The sequence below is a fragment of the Amycolatopsis sp. NPDC058986 genome (assembly GCF_042741125.1).
In the GTDB taxonomy this organism is placed as follows: domain Bacteria; phylum Actinomycetota; class Actinomycetes; order Mycobacteriales; family Pseudonocardiaceae; genus Amycolatopsis.
The window spans coordinates 111,864-119,183 of the sequence record NZ_JBHYJW010000026.1 but is presented as its reverse complement, the minus strand read 5'-3'; the positions used below and the strand labels follow the sequence as shown (position 1 = coordinate 119,183).

General features: G+C 68.3%; 8 protein-coding genes and 1 pseudogene. 5 read left to right on the top strand and 4 right to left on the bottom strand.

Annotated features, from left to right (window positions below):
- Nucleotides 1-433, top strand: a pseudogene (locus ACFW0G_RS23355) (glycosyltransferase family 2 protein); the annotation flags it as partial.
- A 99-nt stretch (nucleotides 434-532) separates the two neighbouring features.
- On the opposite strand, the gene ACFW0G_RS23350 reads toward ACFW0G_RS23355, so the two are convergent.
- The gene (locus ACFW0G_RS23350) at nucleotides 533-778 is read right to left on the bottom strand and encodes a hypothetical protein (protein WP_378327482.1); all 246 of its coding nucleotides are present in this window, start codon (nucleotides 776-778) and stop codon (nucleotides 533-535) included.
- Between the two features lie 141 nt (nucleotides 779-919).
- On the opposite strand from ACFW0G_RS23350, the gene ACFW0G_RS23345 reads away from it, so the two are divergent.
- The 4 genes from ACFW0G_RS23345 (at nucleotide 920) to ACFW0G_RS23330 (ending at nucleotide 4,394) form a co-directional block, all read left to right on the top strand.
- Nucleotides 920-1,696, top strand: a complete 777-nt coding sequence (locus ACFW0G_RS23345) for an ESX secretion-associated protein EspG (protein WP_378327481.1) — start codon at nucleotides 920-922, stop codon at nucleotides 1,694-1,696.
- Between the two features lie 146 nt (nucleotides 1,697-1,842).
- On the top strand, nucleotides 1,843-2,319 hold the full coding sequence (locus ACFW0G_RS23340; RefSeq protein ID WP_378327480.1) for a hypothetical protein: 477 nt from the start codon (nucleotides 1,843-1,845) through the stop codon (nucleotides 2,317-2,319).
- A gap of 5 nt (nucleotides 2,320-2,324) precedes the next feature.
- Nucleotides 2,325-2,894: a DUF3558 family protein gene (locus ACFW0G_RS23335; RefSeq protein ID WP_378327479.1), complete on the top strand. Its 570-nt coding sequence runs from the start codon at nucleotides 2,325-2,327 to the stop codon at nucleotides 2,892-2,894.
- 12 nt (nucleotides 2,895-2,906) lie between these two features.
- Entirely contained in the window at nucleotides 2,907-4,394 is a 1,488-nt protein-coding gene (locus ACFW0G_RS23330; protein WP_378327478.1) for a hypothetical protein, read from the top strand.
- 93 nt (nucleotides 4,395-4,487) lie between these two features.
- Here the strand turns inward: ACFW0G_RS23330 and ACFW0G_RS23325 are convergent, their stop codons facing one another.
- From ACFW0G_RS23325 to ACFW0G_RS23315, 3 genes are read right to left on the bottom strand one after another with little or no spacing between them, the layout of a single operon-like run.
- The gene (locus tag ACFW0G_RS23325) at nucleotides 4,488-5,396 is read right to left on the bottom strand and encodes a glycosyltransferase (RefSeq protein ID WP_378327477.1); all 909 of its coding nucleotides are present in this window, start codon (nucleotides 5,394-5,396) and stop codon (nucleotides 4,488-4,490) included.
- Nucleotides 5,396-6,211 (bottom strand): ABC transporter ATP-binding protein, encoded by an 816-nt coding sequence (locus tag ACFW0G_RS23320; protein WP_378327476.1) that lies wholly within the window; start codon nucleotides 6,209-6,211, stop codon nucleotides 5,396-5,398. The genes ACFW0G_RS23325 and ACFW0G_RS23320 overlap by 1 nt, the downstream gene beginning before the upstream one ends.
- A 3-nt stretch (nucleotides 6,212-6,214) precedes the next feature.
- Entirely contained in the window at nucleotides 6,215-7,165 is a 951-nt protein-coding gene (locus ACFW0G_RS23315; protein WP_378327475.1) for an ABC transporter permease, read from the bottom strand.
- Between the last annotated feature and the right edge of the window lie 155 nt (nucleotides 7,166-7,320).

The window sequence follows — 7,320 nt, the reverse complement described above, 5'->3', positions numbered from 1 at the left end:
GGAGATCCGCCGCATCCGCGACGCCTACCCGGAGACCAAACGCCACAAGGCCACCGACGTCCCCGGCATCGCCTCCAACGACATCGGCATCATCAACGCGGCGCCGCGGCCGAGCCTGCAGCGCCTGGTGCTGATCAAGCGGATCCTCGACCGGGTGCTCGGCCGTACCCGGTTCTCGCTCGGCGCGATCCCGAACGACGAGGCCCACTGGTGGCACATCGCGCAGTTCGACACCGCCGTGGTCACGGACGCGAACCAGGAGGGCGTGCGGGTCCGCTCCTACGACAAGGCGAAGATGATCGACCTCGCTCGCCGGAGCGCCAAGGTCATCAACCGGCTCCGCAAGGAAGGCGCCGCTGTCCAGGAGCAGTACAAGCGCGCCATGCCCGAGCTGACCTCGCGCGACAACTGGACCCGTCTCTACGGGCTCTGAGCCAAGGCCGCAGTCACGCCGAAGGCCACCGTCGAGGGACTCCGCGTCCCCCGGAGGTGGCCTTCGGCGCGTCCGGGGAACCCAGGCCGCGCGGCGAAATCAGCTGTGCAGGCCGAACACGGTGGATTTGCGGTTGAGGTCGTCGATGTAGGCCGCCGCGACATGGGCGAAGTTGATCGCCACGGTCGAGCCGTCCTTGGTGCGCACGGTGGTCACCGTGCCTTCCTTGACGAGGCCAGTCAGTTTTTCTTCCAGAGTCCCGGAATCCTCCTGTTTGAGGGCGAACAGGAGTGGTTCGCCACCGGTGGCCAGATGCAGCACGAGCGCGGGTTTGGGTTCTGCCATACGTCCATCGCACCAGCGCGTGATCACCCCGGCAAGGCGGTTCGCGCAGAGCTGAGTGGTCCCGGCGTCCGGCTGCGGTGCCCGGGCGGCGTGGTCTACCGTTTCCCCGAGAACCGGACAGATCCGCAGGGGGCAAAGGCGATGCCGCATTCGTTCTCGCTGTCGCTGGCAGCGGTGGACATCCTGACCGAGCTCCACGATCTCGGCAGGGCACCCATCCCGTTCCAGGTGCCCCACGTCGGGACGACGGTCGAGCAGCGGGCGATGATCCGCGAGGCGGTGCTGCGTGATCTCGACGGCCGCGGCATGCTCCAGCGGGGCAGGCTGGACGCCGACATCGAACTGGCGCTGACGACGTTCGTCCGCGGTGACCTCGCCATCACCGCCGCCGCCCAGCTCGACGACCGTCAGCTGTTCGCCAGGGTCGCCTCGAACGGGCGATTCGCGGTGCTGGTCCGCCAGGACGAGAACCTGCTGGTGTTCGAGGAGACCAGGCCGACCGGCATCGTGGCCGCGATCGTCGACCTGCTGCCGCTGACCCCGGCCGCGCCCGGACAGTCGGTGACCATCGCCCGTCCCGCGCCGCAGCCGCAGCGCACGCAGCGTCAGGACGACGGTTACGATCCGTTCGCGGGCGTGAACGCTCCGCGGTCGCAGTCCGGTGGGTCCCAGCTGCGCATGGTCGAGCGGATCTTCGAGAAGCCGAAGAAGCGGATCGGCCAGTTCACCGCCTACGTCCGGGGTGGCAACGGCAAGGACACCAGCCTGCCGTCGCTGGCCTGGTTCGACACCGAGGCCGGCCGCTACCTGATGACCAGCAACGACGCAGCCGACGGCCAGCGGTGGCTCACCTATGCGCCCGCCGACAACGCGCGGATCGCCCAGCAGCTCTACACCCAGCTCGAGGGTCATCTCTGAGTCGCGGGAACCGGCCGTCGCCCGGTCGCGTCGTAGTGCACGGCGACTGAGCGGTGCTCAGGTGAATCGGACGAAAGCCCGTTGCACAGTGTGCCCGGCTAGTAGACTGCGGGACGCAGACGCATGGGCGAGGATATGGGGCGGCGATGAGTTTCCAGGCTGATTCGGGCGGCGGGACGGTCGGCCAGGGGGTCATGGCCGCGGCATCGGCCGCGTTCACCGCCGGCGGGATGAACATGCAGGCCGTCAAGGCCGTCACCGACGAGACGCAGAAGCTCGTCAACGCGGCCAAGAGCGGCGGGTTCAAGATCACCGCCGCCGGGGTCGAGCCGCTGCGCAAGGCGCTGAACGAGATGGCCACCAAGCTCGACAGCCTCAAGGGCAAGACGCAGGTGCTGTCCCAGGCCCCGCAGCTCGGCAGTCACCCGTACGGGCACACCGTCGCCGCGCACGACCAGAAGGGCGCTGCCGAGGCCACCGGGTCGGCCCAGCAGGTGCTGCAGCAGTTCAGTTCGGTGCTCAAGCAGGCCGACGAGGCGCTGGCCAGGGCCGCCGGTCTCTACAAGGAGACCGAGCAGCGCGCCGCGGACCTCTCCAAGTCCGTCAAGACCCTCGAGGCCTGAGGCCGATGCGGAACCTGCTCCTGCGCTCCGCAATCGCGCTGACCGCGGGCGCGTTCGTGCTCGCGGGCTGCTCCAGCCAGCAGTCCGGCACCGCCTCTCCGGCGGGTACGGCGTCCGGCGGGCCTTCGTCACCTCCGGCGTCGGCGAGCGGCGCTCCTGGCGGCAGCACGGCCTCACTCGACCCGTGCACGCTGGTCAGCGGCTCGGATCTCAGTACCTACGGCACCTTCGACGGGCCGGCGAAGCAGGACGTCGGCGCGGGCGCGCGGGACTGTCAGCTCGTGCGCCAGCGGGCGAACGCCTCGGATGACACGCTGACCGTCGACATCACGGTGCGTGACAACGCCGGGCTGGACGCGCTGCCGGACAACGGCGGCGGCAAGAAGCCCGGAACCATGACGAGCGGCCGCAAGGCCGTCCAGGCGCCGCAGCCGCCGGAGGGCTGCGTGCTCGCGCTCGCGGTCGGCACCGGCTCGCGGGTCGACGTCTCGATCGTGTCCGCTGATTCGGCCAAGGCCTGCGACATCGCCTCGAAGGTCGCCGACGTCGTCGAACCCAAGCTTCCCAAGGCGTAAAGGGGGACCAAGATGAGCACGCCACCGACCAAGACACCCGATCTGACGCAGCGCCAGGTCGCAGAGTTGTCCCCGGCCCAACGCGACGCCTACTTCCAGCGCAAGGCGGACGAAGGCGTCGACAAGGACAACTGGCTCTTCGGCGTCATCCAGACCTGGCTCGCCTCGGGCAAGGCGAAACAGCAGTCCACCGAGGTCGGGGACAAGAACGTCAAGGACCTCACCACCGGCCGGGACGTCGAGTACGTCAAGGGCCTGAAGCCGTCCGACGCGGACTACCTCGGGCACGAGCACACGCAGCTCAAGGGCTACCTCGACCAGAACCTCAACGTCGAGCAGGTCTCGAACGTCTCCAACGCCTACTTCGACGTGCACAAGGCCTTCGAGCAGTTCGCCACGACGATGACCGAGGCGGTCAACAAGTCGAAGGGCACCTGGGAGGGCGCCGCGGCGGGGAACGCGCAGGCCTACTTCACCAGCCTCGGCAAATGGGCCGACGCCAACTCGCAGAACGCGAAGCTGGCTTCGGAAACCACGTACGACCAGGGCACCGCGGCGGCCACCGCGAAGAACAGCATGCCCAAGCCGATCCCGTTCAGCTGGGGCGACGAGTTCAAGTCGTGGATGACCTCGAACCCGTTCAACCTCGGCGACAACATCGACAAGTCGGTCCAGAAGCAGCAGGACAGCAACAAGGCGCACGAGGACGCCGCCCGCGTCATGTCGAGCTACGACAAGCAGCTCTACGAAGCCGCGTCGAAGCAGCCGGTGTTCGCCGAGCCCCCGAAGTTCAGCGTCGGCGGGGGCGGCAAGACCGAACCGTCCGACAGCGACAAGAACAAGGGCGGCGGGAACAACAACGGCAACATCAACATCCCCGGCGGCAACAACTTCAGCGGCAACACCGGCGGCGGTGGCTCCGGCGGGGGCGGCTCGTCGATCCCGGGCGGGTCGGTCAACATCCCTGGCGGCGGTTCGTCGATCCCCAGCGCGCCCGGTTCGATCACCGGGTCGGGTCACCTGCCGGTGGGCAGCGGCACGGCGCCGTCCGGCTACGTGCCGCCGAGCCCCTCGCTGCCGGCGCCGAACAACGCCAACACCGCGATGCCCATGGGGATGGGCCCGATGCCGATGGGCATGGGACCGATGGGCGGCATGGGCGGGGAGAACGAGTACAACAGCAAGGTCGGCCGTGGCGGCGGCTTCGGCCCCGGTGGCGGTTCGGGTTCCACTCCGGGCGCCGGCGCTGGTTCGGGTGCCGCCCGGCCCGGCGGCATCGGCGCGGCCGAGACCGCCGCGGGCCGCGGCATGGGGGGCCTCGGCTCCGGCGCGGGTGGTCGCGGCGGCATGGGCCCCGGCGGCATGGGCGGCGCTCGTGGTCAGCACGGGGAGGGCGACGAGGACACCGAGCACCAGCGTCCGACCTACCTCGTCGAGGGCGACCCGGACGAGGTCTTCGGTACCGACATGCGGACCGCGCCTCCGGTCATCGGCGAATAGCGTTTTCCACGAAAGCCGCCCCGTCCCGGAAAGGGGACGGGGCGGCTTTCGTGTTGCAGAGTGCGTGTTCGTCCACAGTGGACGGAACAGTGATCAGTAGCGGAAGAACTTCTCCTGCCGGCCCTGGCGGACCAGCTTCAGCCACTGCAGGAACGCTTTGGGATCCCGCTTCACGCCGACGAAGTAGAGGCCGAAGCGGATCACTTCGAGCGCGCCGATCTTGCGCATGCCCGGCTGGGAAAGCAGGTAACCCCGGTTGCGGTAGGTGTAGTAGCGCTTGACCTCGTTCTCGGGATCCTGCGCGTGGAACTTGCCGCCCAGCATCGGCTTGAACTCGTCGGAGCCGTCCGGGTGCAGGTAGGTCGCCTTGAGCGAGGTGCCGAACGGCAGTCCGGACCTGGCCAGCCGCCGGTGCAGCTCGACCTCGTCGCCGCGGAAGAACAGCCGCAGATCCGGCACGCCCACGACGTCCAAAGTGGACGCCCGGAACAGGGCGCCGTTCATCAGCGAGGCGATGCCCGGCAGGAAGTCGGTGCCGAGCTCGGCCGAGGAGCGTTTCCAGGTGAGTCCACGGCGCAGCGGGAAGGCGAGCTTCGCGGGCGCGTCGATGTTCGCCACCACCGGCGAGATCTCGGCGAGTCCGCGCTTTTCGGCTTCCTCCAGCAGCGTCGCGAGGACGTGCTCGTCGGCGGGGCGGCCGTCGTCGTCCGCCAGCCAGATCCACTCCGCGCCCAGCGACAGCGCGTGCAGCATGCCGAGCGCGAACCCGCCGGCGCCACCGAGGTTCCGGTGCGACGGCAGGTACGTGAAGGGCAGCGGGTAACCCTCGACGACGTCGCGTGCGGACTGGTCCGGCCCGTTGTCGACCACCACGAGATGATCGACCGCGCGGGTCTGGGCGGCGATGACCTTGAGCGAGTCCGCGAGCAGTTCGCGCCGGTGCCGCGTGACGACCACGCCGACGACGGCGCCTTCGGGCAGCTGCCGGGTCTCGCTGGTCATTACTCTCCGCCGTTCGTCGTCGCCACCGGTTCGATGCCCAGGCGCTCGAGGGTTTCCTTGCCCATGTCCTCGAAGGGGTCACGGCCCTTGTACCCGGTGAGGACGTCTCGCAGCGAACCGCGTTGCTTGATGTGGCCTTCGTCCATCCAGAGCGCGGAGTCGCACAGCTCGAAGAGGAACTCGTCGGCGTGGCTGGCGAACACCAGGATGCCGGAGCGCTTCACCAGGTCCTTGAGCCGGTCGCGGGCCTTGTTGAGGAACGCCGCGTCGACCGCGCCGATGCCCTCGTCGAGGATCAGGATCTCGGGGTCGATCGAGGTGACCACGCCGAGCGCGAGCCGGACCCGCATACCCGTCGAATACGTCCGCAGCGGCATCTTCAGGTAGTCGCCCAGCTCGGTGAACTCGGCGATGTCGTCGACCCGCTTCTCCATCTCCTTGGCAGTCATGCCGAGGAACAGGCCGCGGATGATGATGTTCTCCTCGCCGGAGATCTCCGGGTCCATCCCGATGCCGAGGTCGAAGACGGGTGCGATCTTGCCGACGATCCTCGCCGACCCGCGGGTCGGCTCGTAGATCCCGGCTAGTAGCCGCAGCAGGGTCGACTTCCCGGCGCCGTTGTGCCCGACCAGCCCGACCCGGTCGCCCTCGCGCAGGGTCAGGCTCACGTCGTGCAGGGCCTCGATGATCGGCACCTTGGTGTCGGTGCCGATCTTGCCGCCGACCTTGCCGAGGACCTTCTTCTTCATCGACCGCGTCTTGGCGTCGAAGATCGGGAAGTCCACGAACGCGTTGTGAACGTCAATGCTGACCATGTGTCACACCCAATACGAGACGCGTGCGCGGTAGTTGCGCATGGCGACGAGCGCGAGCGCCCAGCCGACGATGGTGATGGAGCCGACCACGATCCAGTTGCCGATCGTGAAGGCCTGGCCGAGCAATGGTGCGCGGACCACCTGCATGAAGTGATACAGCGGGTTCGCCTTGACGATCGGCAGGATCCAGGAGATGCCCGCGCGTGCTCCGCCCTGCAGCAGCTGGTCGACCGGCCAGACGATCGGGGTGCCGTAGAACATCAGCTGGATCAGGGAGTTGATCACCTGCGGGATGTCGCGGAACCGGGTCGAGGCGATGCCGAGCAGCAGTGTCACCCAGCCCGCGTTGAGCGCCAGCAACAGGAAGCCCGGGATGGCGAGCAGGATGTTCCAGCTCAGGCCGGGGTGGCAGATCGCGCTGTGCGGTGTGCAGGCACCGGTGCTCAAAGAGTACGGCGCGTCGAGCGCGGTGAAGTAAATCGCCAGCACCCCGACGTAGACGATCATGTTGTGGGCCAGCAGCAGCGTCTGCCGCCACACCGTCCGCAGCGCGTACACGCTCAGCGGCGCCGGGAGCTGCTTGATGAGCCCCTCGTTCGCGATGAACGTCTCCATGCCTTCGGCGAGGCAGCCGCTGATGAAACCCCAGATGATGAAGCCGGTGGAGATGTAGGGCAGGAAGACCTCGACCGGCATCCCGAACAGCTGCGAGTACAGCAGCCCGAGGCCGAGCGCGATGACCGCCTGGCTGATGGTGATCCAGAACGGGCCGATCACCGAGCGGCGGTAGCGCTGCTTGATGTCCTGCCAGCCCAGGTGACCCCAGAGTTGGCGGGCACGGAACCCGGCCTTGATGTCGGCGAAGGCACGCTTGAACGTCTTGCTGTCCGACACCGGGTGAACCGGTGCCGCGACGCTGGATTCGGCTGTGTGAACCGTGCTGGTCGCATGCACGTGGACGAGGGTACCGATGGGGTGAGCGGCGCTGGGTTCGCCCCGCCTTCTGGTCGTAACCGGTACGTCTCCGGAACGACACGAAGCGTGTTTCGTGCGGTCCGTCCGGGCGTACCTTGGTGCGAGACCGGTGCGAGCCGGTCGAATCGGGCGCC

Excerpts from the sequence above, each read along its gene's own strand:
- ACFW0G_RS23350 (WP_378327482.1), bottom strand. The coding sequence starts at position 778 with ATGGCAGAACCCAAACCCGCGCTCGTGCTGCATCTGGCCACCGGTGGC.
- ACFW0G_RS23345 (WP_378327481.1), top strand. The coding sequence starts at position 920 with ATGCCGCATTCGTTCTCGCTGTCGCTGGCAGCGGTGGACATCCTGACC.
- ACFW0G_RS23340 (WP_378327480.1), top strand. The coding sequence starts at position 1,843 with ATGAGTTTCCAGGCTGATTCGGGCGGCGGGACGGTCGGCCAGGGGGTC.
- ACFW0G_RS23335 (WP_378327479.1), top strand. The coding sequence starts at position 2,325 with ATGCGGAACCTGCTCCTGCGCTCCGCAATCGCGCTGACCGCGGGCGCG.
- ACFW0G_RS23330 (WP_378327478.1), top strand. The coding sequence starts at position 2,907 with ATGAGCACGCCACCGACCAAGACACCCGATCTGACGCAGCGCCAGGTC.
- ACFW0G_RS23325 (WP_378327477.1), bottom strand. The coding sequence starts at position 5,396 with ATGACCAGCGAGACCCGGCAGCTGCCCGAAGGCGCCGTCGTCGGCGTG.
- ACFW0G_RS23320 (WP_378327476.1), bottom strand. The coding sequence starts at position 6,211 with ATGGTCAGCATTGACGTTCACAACGCGTTCGTGGACTTCCCGATCTTC.